The 13819-nt window shown below is 63.6% G+C and carries 12 protein-coding genes and 1 pseudogene; 8 read left to right on the top strand and 5 right to left on the bottom strand.

Translation table 11 applies throughout. The features are described from left to right. Positions 1-19: 19 nt before the first annotated feature. The 4 genes and pseudogenes from KZ686_RS16045 to KZ686_RS16030 all read left to right on the top strand — a co-directional run bounded on the left by KZ686_RS16045 (position 20) and on the right by KZ686_RS16030 (position 4347). Positions 20-1426: an ABC transporter substrate-binding protein gene (locus tag KZ686_RS16045; RefSeq protein ID WP_265634164.1), complete on the top strand. Its 1407-nt coding sequence runs from the start codon at positions 20-22 to the stop codon at positions 1424-1426. Continuing rightward, complete coding sequence (locus tag KZ686_RS16040) at positions 1426-2358, top strand: carbohydrate ABC transporter permease (RefSeq protein ID WP_265634162.1); 933 nt, start codon at positions 1426-1428, stop codon at positions 2356-2358. Before KZ686_RS16045 ends, KZ686_RS16040 begins: the two co-directional genes overlap by 1 nt. Continuing rightward, complete coding sequence (locus KZ686_RS16035; protein WP_265634160.1) at positions 2342-3244, top strand: carbohydrate ABC transporter permease; 903 nt, start codon at positions 2342-2344, stop codon at positions 3242-3244. The genes KZ686_RS16040 and KZ686_RS16035 overlap by 17 nt, the downstream gene beginning before the upstream one ends. Positions 3245-3277: 33 nt before the next feature. Next, positions 3278-4347, top strand: a pseudogene (locus tag KZ686_RS16030) (ABC transporter ATP-binding protein). Positions 4348-4443: 96 nt separating this feature from the next. Here KZ686_RS16030 and KZ686_RS16025 read toward each other — a convergent pair. The 4 genes from KZ686_RS16025 to KZ686_RS16010 all read right to left on the bottom strand — a co-directional run bounded on the left by KZ686_RS16025 (position 4444) and on the right by KZ686_RS16010 (position 8862). Further along, a complete protein-coding gene (locus KZ686_RS16025) occupies positions 4444-5688 on the bottom strand; it encodes a methyl-accepting chemotaxis protein (protein WP_265634158.1) in 1245 nt (414 codons plus the stop codon). Between the two features lie 164 nt (positions 5689-5852). Beyond that, positions 5853-6833, bottom strand: coding sequence for a Bug family tripartite tricarboxylate transporter substrate binding protein (locus KZ686_RS16020; protein WP_265634156.1), 981 nt, complete (start codon positions 6831-6833; stop codon positions 5853-5855). Between the two features lie 152 nt (positions 6834-6985). Further along, positions 6986-7744 carry an SDR family oxidoreductase gene (locus KZ686_RS16015; protein WP_226105490.1) on the bottom strand — a complete coding sequence of 253 codons (759 nt, stop codon included), beginning with the start codon at positions 7742-7744 and terminating at the stop codon, positions 6986-6988. Positions 7745-7908: 164 nt separating this feature from the next. Then, positions 7909-8862 carry a 2-hydroxyacid dehydrogenase gene (locus tag KZ686_RS16010; protein ID WP_265634154.1) on the bottom strand — a complete coding sequence of 318 codons (954 nt, stop codon included), beginning with the start codon at positions 8860-8862 and terminating at the stop codon, positions 7909-7911. Between the two features lie 119 nt (positions 8863-8981). On the opposite strand from KZ686_RS16010, the gene KZ686_RS16005 reads away from it, so the two are divergent. The 4 genes from KZ686_RS16005 (at position 8982) to KZ686_RS15990 (ending at position 13100) form a co-directional block, all read left to right on the top strand. Further along, positions 8982-10133: a citrate/2-methylcitrate synthase gene (locus KZ686_RS16005; protein ID WP_150083532.1), complete on the top strand. Its 1152-nt coding sequence runs from the start codon at positions 8982-8984 to the stop codon at positions 10131-10133. Between the two features lie 486 nt (positions 10134-10619). Beyond that, positions 10620-11186: a GNAT family protein gene (locus tag KZ686_RS16000; RefSeq protein ID WP_150083533.1), complete on the top strand. Its 567-nt coding sequence runs from the start codon at positions 10620-10622 to the stop codon at positions 11184-11186. Beyond that, positions 11179-12024, top strand: coding sequence for an ImmA/IrrE family metallo-endopeptidase (locus KZ686_RS15995; protein WP_265634149.1), 846 nt, complete (start codon positions 11179-11181; stop codon positions 12022-12024). Before KZ686_RS16000 ends, KZ686_RS15995 begins: the two co-directional genes overlap by 8 nt. Then, positions 12021-13100: a beta family protein gene (locus KZ686_RS15990; RefSeq protein ID WP_150083535.1), complete on the top strand. Its 1080-nt coding sequence runs from the start codon at positions 12021-12023 to the stop codon at positions 13098-13100. The genes KZ686_RS15995 and KZ686_RS15990 overlap by 4 nt, the downstream gene beginning before the upstream one ends. On the opposite strand, the gene KZ686_RS15985 is transcribed toward KZ686_RS15990, so the two are convergent. After that, complete coding sequence (locus tag KZ686_RS15985; protein WP_223819647.1) at positions 13050-13739, bottom strand: sce7726 family protein; 690 nt, start codon at positions 13737-13739, stop codon at positions 13050-13052. The genes KZ686_RS15990 and KZ686_RS15985 overlap by 51 nt on opposite strands. Positions 13740-13819 lie beyond the last annotated feature (80 nt).

The following is a 13819-nucleotide window of genomic DNA, read 5'->3' as shown; positions in this document are numbered from 1 at the left end:
CAATGCATCAGGACATGACATGACCACTGCCATCGAGTCTGACGATTCCGCCACTGCGCCTGTCTTGAGCACCGACCACCGGCCGTCGACGGCGCCTGACATCGGCCGCCGCCGCGTGCTGCGCGCCGGCGCGGCACTGGGTGCCGGTGCCGTGCTCGGCGCGCCGGCATTCGCGCAAGGCGCGAAGAAGTACGCCGGCGTCGTGCTCAACGTTTCCGCATTCAGCGCGCCTTACCAGAAGCTGCTGCGGCAATGGCTGCCCGAGTTCGAGGCGCAGACCGGCATCAAGGTCAACTTCGACACGCCGTCCTTTCCGGTCTACAACCAGCGCGTCGATCTGGAACTGTCGACCAAGGGCTCGGGCTTCGACGTGGTGAACGTGACGTTCATCTATTCGAGCCGCTGGATTCAATCCGGTTGGCTGACGCCGCTCGACGATTTCATCAAGGATCCCGGCCGCACGCCAGCCGACTTCGATATCAACGATTTCCTGCCCGGCGCCCGCGCGCCGGAGACGGGCCGCGATGGCAAGCTCTACGGCGTGCCGTGGACCGCCGAGGTGACCATCAGCGCCTCGTCGCGCTTCGATCTGGTGAAGGCGGCGGGACTCGCCTATCCGGATACCACCGACGATCTCGTCAAGACGCTGAAGGCTGTCAATCGCAAGGAGCGCGTGGCCGGCTTCGTCACCGACAACCACTACGGCTGGACCTTTCCGCCGTATCTGCATGCCTTTGGCGGCGACGTCTTCCGCAAGGCGCCGGACGACCTGTATCCCACGCTCGATACACCGGAAGCAATTGCCGCGGCCGATTATTTCGCGCGCTTGCTGCGCGAGTTCGGCCCAGACGGGGCCGTCTCGTATACGCCGGACCAGGCGGTGCAGGCGCTCAAGGCCGGCCGCAGCAATTTCAGCACGCTAGGCCAGATCTATCTGTCGCAGGTCGGCGACCCTGCTTCGAGCAAGGCCGCGCAAACCGCCGCGTGGGGCCTGGTGCCGAAGGGGCAGGCGGGCCGTTTCCCGGGGACGGCGGTGCACGGCTATGGCATACCGGTCGGCAGCAAGAACAAGGATGCGGCCTGGCAGTTCATCGTCTGGGCCACCTCGAAGACGATCACGCGGCGGGCGGTTGCCGCCGGCTATGGCTCGCCGTCGCGCCGCTCGGACATCGACGCCGACGTGTTCCGCAAGCGGCAGGTCGTCAACGGCTATGACATCGCGAAGCTGTGCACCGATTCCATCGAGCTGTCCGGCAAGCAGGGGCATATGAAATACCGCACCGTCTCGGTCTATCCGCAGGTCGATCAGCAGCTGAACAAGGCGATCGAGCTGATCGTTTCCGGTCAGCAGAGTGCGGCCGGCGCGATGAAGCAGGCGCAGGCAGCGGCGCTCGCGGAATTGAAACGGGCCGGCGTGGCAGTCTGATGGCGGCCTACGTTCCCATCCGGCACGCCGCGCCGCCGCGCGGCTGGGAAGCCGAACGGCGGCGCGCCTTCCTGTTTGGCCTGGCGCCATCGCTGCTGATACTGGGCGCCATCACGCTCGTGCCCGCCGCGGCATTGTTGCTGATCAGCCTGACGCCGCTGAACCTGCTGGACCCGGCAGGGACGTTCCGCTTCGACGATCCCCTCGTCAACTACAGGCAACTGCTGGACGATCCACGCTTTATCGGCTCGTTGTGGGTGCAGGTGCGGCTGTCGCTGTCCAGCGTGACGTTGCAGCTCGCCCTGGGCCTGGCCATCGCGCTGCTGCTGAACGCGAACTCCCGCGTGCTGGCGGCGATTCGCTCGGTCTTCCTGATCCCCATGGTGCTGCCGCCGATCGTTGTCGCGCTGATCTGGAAGATCCTGTACACGCCCGACGTCAGCCCGCTGCATCGGGCACTGGAGCAGATCGGCCTGCCGCTGCGATCGCTGATCGCCAATCCGGATACCGCGCTGTGGGCCATCACCATTGCCGAGACCTGGCAGTGGTTTCCGTTCACGATGCTGATGGTGCTGGCGGCATTGCAGATGATCCCCGACGAGCCGCTGGAAGCGGCGCGCATCGATGGCGCGAACCGCTGGCAGTTGTTCCGCTACATCGTGCTGCCGTATATCCGGCCGGTGCTGGTGGTGTGCGCGCTGTTCCGGTTGATCGACAGCTTCAAGGCGTTTCCGCTGATCTATGTGCTGACCAATGGCGGACCGGGCACGGTGACGGAGGTCACCAACTTCTACGGCTTTATCCAGGCGTTCAATTTCTCGTATTGGGGTTATGCGAGCGCGATTGCCGTGGTGATGCTGGTGGCGGTGTTTGCCATCAGCTGGTCGATCAGCCGGTTTCAGGGGAGCGATGGGAATGAACGCCACGACTGACACGCTGCGATTGCCACCCCGCGACAGCGCCGCCGAGCACGATGTGCCGGCGTTGCGGCGACCGGGGGCAAGGCCGCTGGCCTGGCTGCGTCGCCACGGCCGCGCGGCGCTGGCAGTCGTGTTGCTGCTGGTGCTGATGTTCCCGTTCCTGTGGCTGGTGCAGATCGCCTTCAGGCCGGCCGAAGGCGCGTTCGACGACAGCCTGCTGTTTACGCCCACGCTCGAGGCATTCCGCGCGCTGCTGGAAGGCAACTTCGCCCGTTCGTTCGCCAACAGCCTGCTGGTCAGCTCGCTGTCCACGGTGCTGTCGCTGGCGATCGGCGTGCCGGCCGCCTACGCGCTGACGCGGTGGCGTTTCCGCGCGCGCGGCCGGGTGGCGCTGTGGATCCTGATCACGCGGATGGCGCCGCCGATCGCCTTCACGATCCCGTTCTTTCTTGCCTACCGCTGGATCGGCTTGCTCGATACCGTCTGGGGACTGGCCCTGGTCTATCTGACCTTCAACCTGGCCGTGGTGATCTGGCTGATGCAGGGGTTCTTCGAGGCGGTACCGGCCGCACTGGAAGAGGCCGCGTGGATCGATGGCTGCGGTGTCTGGAGTGCGTTCTGGCGCGTTACGCTGCCGCTCGCGGCGCCGGGCGTGGCCGCCACCGCCGTGCTGTGCTTCATCTTCTCGTGGAACGACTTCTTCTATGCGCTGATCCTGACCCGCACCCATGCCGTCACCGCGCCGGTCGCGATCGTCAATTTCCTGCAATACGAAGGATGGGAATGGACCAAGATCGCGGCGGGCGGCACGCTGGTGATGCTGCCGGTGGTGGCATTCACGCTGCTGGTGCGCAAGTACCTGGTGCGGGGGCTGACCGCCGGCGGCGTCAAGGACTGACGGCGGGCCCGCAATTCCCATTCCGAAAGACTCATGGCTTCCATCTCTCTCCGACATCTGCGCAAGGCGTACGGCAGCACCGAGGTCATCCACGACCTGTCGATCGATATCCGCGACGGCGAGTTCGTCGCGCTGGTTGGCCCGTCGGGCTGCGGCAAATCCACGCTGCTGCGCATGGTGGCAGGCCTCGAGCCGATCACGGCGGGCGAGATCCGGCTGGGCGACCGGCTGATCAACGACGTGGCGCCGCGCGACCGCAATATCGCGATGGTGTTCCAGAATTACGCGCTGTATCCGCATATGACGGTGGCGCAGAACCTGGGCTTTTCGCTGAAGCTGCAGGGTCTTCCCAAGGCGGAGATCGAGCGGCGCGTGCAGGCCGTGGCGGAAACGCTTGGCCTTTCCGCCGTACTCGACCGCACGCCGCGTCGCCTGTCGGGTGGGCAGCGCCAGCGCGTGGCCATGGGTCGTGCGATCGTGCGCCAGCCGGAAGCCTTCCTGTTCGACGAGCCGCTGTCGAACCTCGACGCCAAGCTACGCGTGCAGATGCGCACCGAGATCAAGGCGCTGCACCAGCGGCTGGGGACCACCACGCTGTACGTCACGCACGATCAGGTAGAGGCGATGACGATGGCCGACCGCATCGTCGTGCTGAAGGATGGGGTGGTCGAACAATCCGGCGTGCCGCTGGAGCTCTACGATCGCCCGCGCAACGCCTTTGTCGCTGGCTTCATCGGCTCGCCGGCCATGAACTTCTTCCGCGGGCGTGTGCAACGCCATGGCGCGCCGGCGGTGCTGACGGACGATGGCCTGCGGCTGCCGCTCCATCGTCTCCCCGAGGCAGTGGATGGCCATGAGGTCCTGTATGGCGTGCGGCCCGAGCATTTCGCGTTGCAGGAGGGCGGCACGCTGGAAGCCGGGGTCGTGGTGGTCGAACCGACCGGCGCGGAAACGCTGATCGCGGCCAAGCTCGGACGCCATCAGGTGGTGGCGGCATTCCGGGGGGGCGCGTGGACGCTCGCCCCGGCACCGCGCTGAAGCTGACGCCTCGGGCCGAGCATGTCCACCTGTTCGATGCGGCGTCGGGCCAGCGCCTGAACTGACGGCGGCATCGGAGGCCGCCACGGAGGTTGCGTGCTATCGGCCGTCCGGGTCGGCAATGCGGACCCGGGCCTGGACCAATAGCGTGACGTCCCAGGTTACCGAGCCGCCGCCAATTGCAGCGACGGCGCGCGCGATGCCGACATCGGCGCAGGGCCGGCCTCCAGCCGGAATCGCGCCACCACGCTTTGCAGCTCGCGAGCCTCGTCGGCCAGCGCGTTCGATGCAGCGGCCGCCTGTTCGACCAGCGCGGCATTCTGCTGCGTCACGGTATCCATCTGGGTCACCGCCTCGGCGACCTGTGCAATGCCGCTGCTCTGGTGCTCGGACGCAGTACCGATCTCGCCCAGCAGCGTCGTGACGTGACGGACCGCCCCGACGATTTCCTGCATCGTCTGACCGGCCTTGCCGACCAGCGTCGAACCGCTGCCGACCTGCTGCACGGAATCGTCGATCAGGTCCTTGATCTCGCGGGCCGCCGCGGCGCTGCGCTGGGCCAGCGTGCGCACTTCACCGGCCACCACCGCGAAGCCGCGACCCTGCTCGCCGGCGCGCGCCGCTTCGACCGCGGCATTGAGCGCGAGGATATTGGTCTGGAAGGCGATGCCCTGGATCACGTCGACGATGTCGGCGACCTTTTTCGAGCTGGTATCGATCGCCTGCATCGTGTCGACCACGGCGGTCATCACCTCGCCGCCGCGCTCGGCGATGCCCGACGCCGACTGCGCAAAGCGGTTCGCCTCGCGGGCGCGCTCGGTGTTCTGCTGCACCATCGCGGTCAGCTCGCTCATGCTGGACGCCGTTTCCTGCAGCGTCGCGGCCTGCTGCTCGGTGCGCTGCGACAGGTCGGTGTTGCCGGCCGCGATCCGGTGCGACGCCTCGGTGATCGAGTCGGTGGACGTCTTGATCCGCGTAATCAGGTCGGTCAGCATGTCCTCCATCCGGCCGAGCCCGCCGAGCAGGGCGCCAAAGGGGCCGGTACGCTCGGTCTCGAATTCCTGGCTGAGGTCGCCGGCCGCGACCGTTTCGGCGATCAGTTCGGCTTCGGCCAGCGGCTGCTGGATGCCCTTGGACAGCGCGTGGACGCTTGCCACCGCCAGCAGCAGGGCGGCGATGCCCAGGCCGGCCATCCATTCGGTGGTAGTGGTGATTTGTTGATCCAGCTGGGACAGGGAGGCCGCGCCCTTGGCCGCGGTGTCGGCCGCGGTATCGGCCGCATGGGCCGCCTCGCCGATGGCGCGCAGCTGCGTGACGCCCATTCCCAGCGCGATCGCCAATACCAGCAGCACCGCGCCAAAACATGCCCCGAGCCGCGCTCGGATGGTCCAGTTTCCGATATGCATTTCTGCCTCCGCTCCCCTTTGGTGTGGGTTGGCGCCCAAAGGCGGACGCCTTCGCCGGGCCGGACTGCGTGGTCCGGTTTTTTGTGCTCAACGCGGATTGACGGCAGAGGGGTGGAAAACTTTAGGGCCGGTGGGCAAAGAATTGACCAATTTTTTAATGGCCGCTATTCCTGCTGGATGCCGGCCTCCTTGACCACCTTCCCCCATTTCGCCAAGTCGGACTTGATCAGCGCGGCGTAATCCTGCGGCGTGCCGCCCTGGACCTCGATCCCGGCCGCCTCGAGCTTGGCGCGGACCTCCGGCAGCTTCAATGCCGCATTGATCTCGGTATTGAGCCTGGCAACGATTTCTTTTGGCGTGCCGGCGGGCGCCAGGAAGCCGCCATTGGTGTTGGCGTCGTAGCCCTTCAGTCCTTGCTCTTCCGCGGTCGGGACATTGGGCAGGGCCTTGGAACGGTTCCGCGTCGAAACGGCGAGGGCGCGGACGTTACCGGCCTTGACCTGCTCCTGGATCGCGCTGATCGTGTCGATGAAGAGTACGGTGCGCCCGGCCACCAGGTCGGGGTGCGCGGCGGACGAGCCCTTGTACGGAATCAGCAGCATGTTGGCCCCGCTGACCATGCGGAACATTTCCGCGGCCATCTCCTGGGCGCTGCCACGTCCTGAAGTCGCGACCTTGGCCTCGCCCGGATTGGCCTTCATCCAATTGACCAGTTCGGGCACCGATTTGGCGGGGATTTTCGGATTGACCGCGAACACCAGCGGAATCACGTGGGTATAGACGATCGGCTCGAAACTCTTTTCCGGATCCCAGCCGAGATTCTTGAAGAGGTATTTATTGATGTTGTGGCTGCCGCCGACGATGCCGATCGTGTAGCCATCCGGCTTGGCATTGGCCAGTACCGCGGTGCCGAGGTTGTTCGATGCGCCGGGACGGTTCTCGACGATAAAGGGCTGCCCCAGCTTGACCGCCAGCTTTTCTCCGACCACGCGGGCGATCAGATCGATGCCGCCGCCTGCCGGTGCGGGCACGATGATGGTGACGGGGCGGGTCGGGTATTTCGGCGTCTCTGCCGACGACAGGCTGGGGGCCATGATCAGCGCGGCAGGGATCGCTACCGTCGTGATCAGCTTGGTGAAAGGCATGGTTGTCTCCTCTGTTTCTGGTCAACTGTTGTGTCAACTCTGGGGCGGCGTCCGGAATGCCGGTACGCCGGGGGCGCTGTTACGCCGGGGCGCCGTTACGCCGGGGCGCGGGGAAGCCGGGAAGCCGGGAAGCCGGGACGGATTGATCGATATCAGCCGCGCCCGACGAAAGGCATGGCACTGGCCATGACGGTCATGGTCAGCACGTTCGCCTCCAGCGGCAGCGATGCCATATGACGCACGGCATTGGCGACGTGCGTGGCGTCCATCATCGGCTCCGGCGCTGTCGTGCCATTGGCCTGCAGCACGCCGCGCGTCATCCGCTCCGACAGTTCCGTTAGGGCGTTGCCGATGTCGATCTGGCCGGCCACGATGTTGAACGGGCGGCCGTCCAGCGCCAGTGCCTTCGTCAGGCCGGTGACGGCATGCTTGCTGGCGGTGTAGGGGGCCGTGTAGGGGCGCGGTGTGTGCGCCGAGATGGAGCCGTTGTTGATGATGCGTCCGCCCTGCGGCGACTGCCGGCGCATCAAGCCGAAGGCGGCTCGCGCGCAGAGATAGACGCCGGTGACATTGGTGTTGATCACGTTGAACCATGCGTCCACCGGCAGCTCGTCCATCGGCACGGCCGGGGCATTGACGCCGGCGTTGTTGAACAGCAGGTCCAGCCGCCCGAATTCCTGTTCGATGGTATCGAACAGCGCCTGCACGCTGGCGGGGTCGGTGACATCGGCAGGGACGGGCATCGCATGCTGTCCGCGCGCGGAAGCCTCGGCGGCCAGCGCTTGCAGCGGTTCGGCGCGGCGGCCGGCCAGCACCACCGTCCAGCCGTCCTCCAGCAACGCCATCGCGCTGAGGCGGCCAACGCCGCTGCCGGCGCCGGTGACGAGGGCGATTTTTCTTGAGGCGTTCAAGGGCGGGTCTCCTTAATGGGGTGTGAGGCTGGAAGGCTCATGCGTGCTCGTGCGTGCTCGTGCGTTCGTTCGTTCGTGCGCCCATGTGCTCATGCGCCCGTGAGCCCGTGAGCCCGTGAGCCCCTGCGCCCGGGCGGTGGGGCATGGGACCGATTGCCTCGCGCTCAGGTGGTCAGGCTCATCGTCGGCCGGCCGCCGGCCAGCGCTTGCGCCACGCTTTCCAACACCATCTGCGCCATCGCGGTTCGGGTCTCCCAGGTGGCGCTGGCACGATGGGCCTGCAGCGTCGTGCGATCGGATTCCCGCAAGGCCAGCGGTACGCGCGGCTCGTCGACGAACACGTCCAGACCCGCCCCCGCGATGCGGCCGGCCGCCACGGCTTCGGCCAAGTCCGCCTCATTGACCAGCCGACCACGCGCCACGTTGACGAGATACCCGCGCGGCCCCAGCGCGTCGAGCACCGCGGCGTCGACGATCCCCTCCGCCTTGTCGGCCGCTGCGCAAAGCACCAGCGCGTCGCTGCGGCGCGCCAGCTCGCGAAGATCCGCCACGAACTCGTGTGGCACGTCCTCCATGCGGCGCAGGTCGGTGTAGCGGATCGGACAGCCAAAGGCCGCCGCCCGCGTCGCCACCGCCCGGCCGACACGCCCCATGCCGACGATGCCGACATTCATGCCGCTGAAGCGGCGGGCAAGCGGAATCGCGCTGGGCTGCGGATACAGCTCCCACTGGCCATCGCGCACGAAACGGTCCCCCGCGCAGATATTGCGACAGGCCGCGATCAGCAAACCGATCGCGAGATCGGCGACATCCTCGGTCAGCGCACCGAGGGTCGCGGTAACGGGCAGATTGCGGCCACGACAATATTCGAGGTCCACCGCATCGGTGCCCACGCCATTGATGGCCACCACCTTCAGCGCAGGCAACTGCTCCAGCATCGCCCGCGAAATCCCGGTGTGCCCGCCGGTGATGACGGCCTGAATGGAAGGCCCGTACTCCCGCAACCACGCCGCCTGATCGGCGATCTCGAAGTACTTGTGGACGGTGTATAGCGAGGCGAGCTCGTCATTGATCGCGGGGATCAGGATCGGATTCAGTTGCAGGATCTGCGGCTTCATGTGCGTCAGCGTGTTGGTGTTTGAGCGAGGCGTTGAACGTTGACGGCATAGTAGGTAATACTTGATCGTGATGGCAATATTGATCTATAAAATCAACATATAACATTCCCACCACGACCATGAGCTCCTGGATTTCGATGGACGAGGCATGCCGACAGCTCGGCGTGCGACCGCAGACGATCTACGCCTACGTCAGCCGCGGCAAGCTCGAAGTCATGACCGACCCGGCCGACACGCGCCGCAGCCTGTACCGCGCGGAGGACGTCGCCGGGCTTGCCAAACGCAAGCAGGCCGGCCGCAAGCACGAGACCCTCGCAACCAATACGCTGTTCGGCGCGGAACCCAGCATCCCGACCGCGCTTTCCACCTTCGTGCGCGAGCGGCTGTACTACCGAGGGCAGGACGCGGTGACCCTCGCTGGCTCGGCCACGCTTGAGGACGTGGCGCAATTGCTGTGGGACGCGCAGCAGCCGGTGGACTTCTCATGCTCGGCCCGAGTCGCCAATCCCGGACGTGTAGCGGCATTCAAGACCCTCGCCACGCTGGCCGCCACCGGCCACTCCACGCATGGGCGCATGACAAGGGTCCTGCATGTCGAATGCCAAAGCCTGGTCGGCCAACTCGCCAACGCGTTCGGCGCGCAACCGGGGCAGCAACCGTTGCACCTGCGCTTTGCACAAGGGTGGAAACAGCCGGCGCACGTGGCCGAGCTTTTGCGGACGGCCATGGTCCTTCTGATCGACCACGAGCTGACGAGCTCGGCCTTTGCCGCCCGTATCACGGCATCCACCGGCGCATCCCTGCCGGCCTGCCTGCTCGGGGGACTTGCGACGCTCTCCGGCCCCTTGCACGGCGACGCCTCGGGCCGCGTCAAGGCGCTATTCGATGAAGTGGAGCGGCAGGGCGAGGAACAGGTGATTGCACATCATCTGTCTACGGGATTGCCTCTGCCCGGTTTCGGTCATCACTTGTATCCCGATGGCGATCCGCGGGCCGCAGCGTTGTTGGCAATGTTCGAGCCGCCGGAAGCGATAGCGCGCTTTATCGAGAAGGCGACTAGGCTGACGGGGCTGCAGCCCAATATCGACGTCGCGTTGGCGGCGATGGTTATTCATTACGGGTTGCCGGAAGATGCTGCTTTCGCGATGTTTGCTACGGCGCGCAGCATTGGACTGCTGGCGCATAGCCTGGAGCAATTGGGAGTGGGGCAGGTGATACGGCCGCGGGGGCGGTATGTGGGGGTGGTGCCGGGGAGGGTGGGGGAAATATGAGGCATTGCAAGAGGCGAGCATGACCGGCTGCGCGTGTATCAAAAAGGGCAGTCATGCGGCCCATGGAATTCTGCGCAGGCGCATCGCGTCATGGCATCGCTCGCAAACTCCACCACAGCTTCTTAGCGGAGTTGTCGTTACATACATTCGAACTGCGGTGCAAGGCGCAAGGCTAAGGTTTTCGATTGGCGCTGTCATGTTTGCGGGACGGCGAAGTAGCAGATGCGGGGTCCCGCTGTGGTCGGTTCCCGCGAGAAAGGCAGTGAGGCTATTCTCCTACAGAAGTAGGGTACGGCTGCCCATAATTTTATGCGATGCTCGGCATCGCTAATAGTCCATAAAACCTGCGGCGATGTCTGTGCTTGAAGAACGCAATGCAGGAATGAAAACACGCGAATGACGCCAATTTGCTCGGGGAACGGTCAGCTACTGTGCAACCATACGGCCAACAACGTGCCCTATGTCATCCGGACAGGCTTGGATCGCATGCTCACGTTGACGCTGGAAGCGGACTGGTCGGCCGCCAAGGCTGAAGCCTTTAACGTATTGTGTGAGCGCTTTCCGACCGGATTCACCAGTCAAGACGAGTTTGATTCGGCAGTGGCGGAATACAACCTCGTAGACTTGCACTGGAATTGGCTCAACAAGGCCCACCACGCTGCGACGAACGATTACCAGTGGTTCTATCTGATGGCCGAGGACAAGGTCCAAGGTGTCTGCATCATTTTTCACCCGAAGCCTAGTCGCGAAGATGGCGAAAAGATATTCTACATTGACTATATCGCCGCGGCGTACTGGAACCGAAATCGTCCCGGGTACAAACGCCGGTTTTCGAACATCGGCCACATCCTGATCACCTATGCGGTTGACCATGCCGTGCGCGTATTGGGTTACCGCCCCGGTTTTTCGCTGCACGCTCTACCCACCGCCGAGAGTTACTATTCGCGGCTCGGCATGACGCCATACGATTGCGACGCTAATAAGGAGGGACTTCGCTATTTTGAAGCCAGCGAAGTCTGCGCCAGGGCGGTGCTGGAGCGTGCTTATGCTTGACGACGATTTCTCGGTTTACCCGGCAGCCGCATCTTCAACGTATCGAATCTTTGAACTCTACGGTCAACTCAAACGCCATCTCAAGTCGAAGGACATTGCCGCGCGGAAGGGCGCTAGCGAATCGGAGTCGGCCTTTTTGCTAAGAACGGCTATCACGGCGGGCGAAGAAAGCCCCGCGCTGTTTCGCCAGAATCCGCGCGCCAATCCTTTCCTCACTGCCGCCTGGCTGTCTATCGTCAAGAACACGGCCCGCGCGGCGGCGTTGACGCGAACGGTCGAGCCATTTCGTCCACCCAGCGACGACGACTTTCGTCGGCTCGCTACCTATAGCACTGATGTGCGCAATCTGCGCCGCTTGCCTACCATTCTCGCCGAGCAATATGGGGTCATCCTCGTAGTAGAGCGAGCGTTTCCGGCGATGCGTACGGATGGCTGCGTACTGACGCTCAACAGCGGCACTCCCGTGATCGGCCTGAGTCTGCGCTATAACCGCTACGACAACTTTTGGTTCACGTTGATGCATGAGATGGCCCACATCTGCCTGCACTACGATCATCTGTCGACGCCGATCCTGGACGATTTGGAGGAAGAGGATGATGGGGAAGTGGAAGTCGCGGCCAATCGGCTGGCCATGGATACTCTGGTGCCGCGCAACATCTGGCGAAAGATGGTGTTGCAGCGAGATTCGCGTAGCCACTTAGTGGAATACGCAAGGCAAGCCGACGTTCATGTCGCGGTTGCGGCAGGACTACTGCGGTACCGCGAAAAAAATTACACCATGTACAGCGACTTGGTCCAATCGATCGACGTCGCCCATGAACTGGGGCTCCAAGGATGAGTGTCTATTTTCCGTTCCTCAAACTTAAACAGAACGAAATCCTCGGCGTGGGGACGCTCTCTGACGACACGCGAGCGAAGATTTGTCCTTGTTTTGATGTGCCGCGCACTAGCAAGAACCAGAATGCGGACGAGATTCTAGACCGCGTTCGAATTGGGTTGACCAAGATGACGAGTCTATGCGAGCGCATTGGTACATTCCCATTCTACATCGATAATTTTGATCTTGACGATGATCTGGAGTTGGAAGGTACACCGCAGTATCGCTATATCCTCGCGACGTTCAAGCCCTTTCGAGCGATACCAATTATCGCGCTGGATCGCCACGTAGATCATAACCCCGCCGCTTTTGAGTATCTCCTGGAAGTCGGAGGGCCGGTCGGCGTACGCCTCCAACTGGAGGATATCGAAAGCTGGACTCTGCTCAAGCGAAAGCTTGTGGGCTTGTGGGGCGAACTGACGCGCTGTAAAGCACAGCGTATTGACGTTATTGTCGATGCGCGCGTACTGACGGACTATGCAACGGCCGCGACGCGTATAGCAGAGTTCCTCAAGAATTTCCGCGCCGAATTTTACGCGCACACCTTTGTGGTAACAGGCTCTTCAATCCCGTCGAATATTAGTGAGCTAATTGAAACAGGCGGTGCGAAGATGGTTCCTCGGCTTGAATACCATCTGTGGCGCCATCTCGTGGCGGAGGCAGCCATGCATGACGTTCGATTTGGCGACTACGGTGTCGTCAGTCCTGAGTATTCGGACGTCGAACTGCAGCCGGAACTGCTGCGGACTATCTCTACACCTCGCGCCTTCTATCCGCATGGCGACAGTATGCTTGCAGTACGAGGCATCTCATTCAAGGCTCATCCGTTGGGGAATGGACAGTATTTCGAGATCGCCGACCTGATCCAGCGGCAACCCTTCTTTCGGGGTGCGTCTTATTCCTTTGGCGACCAGTACATTTACGATCGAAGCGCCAGCAGTGCGAAGCGACCAGCCAAGGCCGGCAATGCCGGCTCGTGGGTGAAGTCAACGCTCGCCAGTCATATCACCTACCTCGGTGATGTACTCCTCCCCTGAGCGGCTCCGGATCGCGTCTTGGATTGATGCGAGAGTGAGGCGTTTGTCTAGCGCCCGGCTTAAATGGATGGCTAGATCCTCGCGCGTGTAGGCGCGCTTCACCGGGATCTTCGCGGTGTCCGTAGCAATGCTGGTCAATTCTGCCTTCCACAGCATCATCAGCGCCTTCTGCTTCGCGAAACGGGGGCTGCTCAGTGCGGCTCGGACATATCGTAGTGCGATGCCCTGCTGCTTGCGCGTGGCTACCATGATGCCCCAGTAGACCGGCAGGTAACGTAGACACCAAGTCAGGTGGTTCTCAGTCGTGACGAGGGTCACCTTGGGAAAGGTCTGATCGAAATAGCTGGCCTGCCGAATCAGGCGCCGTATGCTGTCGGTCGCACCTTTGATTTCAAAGCAATGCATTTCTCGATAGATGGCCACCAGATCGGCCTTGGCGTTGCCATTATGCACGCCAAGTTCTTCGATCACCCGAGCCGGGGCGGGTATGCGACGCGCCAAGTGCAGACGCAACGCTTCCCGAATCTCGCGGTCGCGAAGCACCAGGGGGGGCGGAGTCACCGATGCTGGCCTCGGCGCAATCAGGGCGGTGGCGCGAACGGTTTCGCGCGGATGCGGCGACACGGAATTGGCAGTCATGGTGATCATTGGGGGGCGGCCATGCGGGGTCAAGCTTCGCGCGGCGGTGATGTTAGCACGTTGGAGCTCCGACTCCTGGG

The sequence above is a fragment of the Cupriavidus cauae genome (genome assembly GCF_026210475.1).
Taxonomy (GTDB): domain Bacteria; phylum Pseudomonadota; class Gammaproteobacteria; order Burkholderiales; family Burkholderiaceae; genus Cupriavidus; species Cupriavidus cauae.
The sequence above is the reverse complement of the archived record's forward strand: the minus strand, read 5'-3'. Positions and strand labels throughout refer to the sequence as shown.